The organism is Moorella mulderi DSM 14980, from assembly GCF_001594015.1.
GTDB classification, from domain to species: Bacteria; Bacillota; DSM-521; order Neomoorellales; family Neomoorellaceae; genus Neomoorella; species Neomoorella mulderi.
Genome location: NZ_LTBC01000038.1, coordinates 1 through 1,970, shown reverse-complemented (window position 1 = coordinate 1,970; position 1,970 = coordinate 1). Strand labels below are relative to the sequence as shown.

2 protein-coding genes are annotated in these 1,970 nt (G+C 50.4%); one reads left to right on the top strand and one right to left on the bottom strand.

The annotated features are described in order from the left end of the window. Nucleotides 1-289: helix-turn-helix domain-containing protein (locus MOMUL_RS15995; protein WP_236713139.1), on the bottom strand; the 289-nt coding region annotated here is incomplete at its 3' end. A 215-nt stretch (nucleotides 290-504) separates the two neighbouring features. On the opposite strand from MOMUL_RS15995, the gene MOMUL_RS15990 reads away from it, so the two are divergent. Continuing rightward, complete coding sequence (locus MOMUL_RS15990) at nucleotides 505-777, top strand: reverse transcriptase domain-containing protein (protein ID WP_062286224.1); 273 nt, start codon at nucleotides 505-507, stop codon at nucleotides 775-777. Nucleotides 778-1,970 lie beyond the last annotated feature (1,193 nt).

The following is a 1,970-nucleotide window of genomic DNA, read 5'->3' as shown; positions in this document are numbered from 1 at the left end:
AACAAATGCCTTCATGCTCGCGGAGCAGTTCGCTCAAGAAAGTGTAATTGCACCCCCTGTATTTAGTTTGAGCGAGCTGCACCACTTCCTGACGGATATTATCAGGGAGGGCATGAGCGGGTTTACGGCCACGATTTCCGTGGGCCAGGCCTGCTGGGCCAGAGGTTTGAAGTTTTGCCTTAAGGCGATAGGCATGGCGTTCGCTAATCCCCAAGATGAAGGCTGCATACGGTACTGAAACCTCCCCATCTAAAGCTTTTTGTAAAATAATTACCCGGTTCATTTCCATCTGTGACAAGGTAATCCTCTCCCTACTCATACTGACATTTTTACAGATGGATTTCACCCTGACAATATCACAGATGGATCACACCGGGTAAAAGCCAACAAAGGAGCACCGGGGTAGACGGCCAGACCATAGAGCAAATAGAGGCCTATGGCGAAGAGCAGTTTATCAAGGAGATCCAGGAAGAACTGAAGCAGGGGAAGTACCGTCCACGACCTGTGAGGAGGGTATATATCCCCAAGAGCGAGACGGAAAAACGACCCCTGGGGATACCGGTAGTAAAAGACCGGGTAGTGCAGATGGCCACCAAGATGGTCATCGAGCCCATCTTCGAGGCAGACTTCCAGGAATGCTCCTTTGGCTTTCGCACCAAGAAAGACGCTCACCAGGCCCTACAGAGGGTCAAAGAGGCAAGCGATAAAGGTGGAGCATGGGTGGTCGACTTAGACATCCAGAAGTACTTTGATAACACGACCACGGCAAGCTCATGATGCTGGTGGAGCGAAGGATCAGTGACCGCAGGATACTTAAACTGATCCGTAAGTGGTTTAAGGCCGGGATTTTAGAAGAGGGCAATATACACCCCGTGAGGTAGGGTCGCCCCAGGGAGGAGTAATCTCCCCGCTAGTGGCCAACATCTACCTCAACTATCTTTGACCTCCTCTGGACCAGGCGCTACAGCCAACTAGGAGTGCTCACCAGATATGTCGATGATGCGGTGATAGTGTGCCGCACCTATCGGCAGGCCTGTATGGCCCTTAGAGTAGTTCAGGCCATAATGGAACGGCTGGAACTACACTACACCCGGAGAAGACGCGCATAGTCCACTGGAGGAGAAAAAGAAGGCTTCGACTTTCCACCACCGGCGAATCAAGGTCAGGAGTAGGCAGGGAAGAGAATTCTACACCACGGTGCGATGGCCATCGAAGAAAGCAATGAAAAAGATGCGCCAGAGGATTAAAACCCTGTTAAAGCCGGGAGGAGTTCTCTCATGGAAGCCGGAATGGCTGGTGGAGAAACTGAACCCCATAATACGGTGATGGCGGAATTACTATAGCCTACCCTATAACTGGCGCCGACTGAATCTGATTGATTACTATATCCTGGTCAGACTCACAATCTGGTACAATCGGAAGCGGCAGAAGAAGGGTAAGTTCCAAAGGCAAGACGAGACATACCAGCTATTCAAGAGGTTGGGCCTAGAACGATTTGCCGATTACTGGAAGCTGCGGGAAGAAGGGCATCGGAAAGCCGATGAGGGAGAACCTCACGTCCGGTTTGATGAGGGGGCGGTGGGGAGCTCTCAGCGAACCAGTGCTCTACTCTACAAGATGATAAAAAAGGCTTAGTCTACCCTCTTGGACTTCATACTAAAAATGAAAAACTAAGAGAGCAGGAGATTTGACAAGCTAGAAGCAAATTATTGAGATAGGAGGAATGGTTAGATGCGATGGGCTAAGATTTTAACCCTCTTGGGTCTGGCGCAGTAAGTGACATGATTTAATCAAAGATTAGATGTAGAGATCCTTTGGAAAAGTAGATTAAAGATTTTAAAGCAGCCCCCTGCCGTCACAGGGGGCTCAATTTATCTTCCCGGCGGAGGATAAGGACGTCGCCCTTGCGGTCGATGAGCTGTGCGGCGACAGTACTGCCGCCGGGATCTACCAGCAGGTAGCAACTGTTT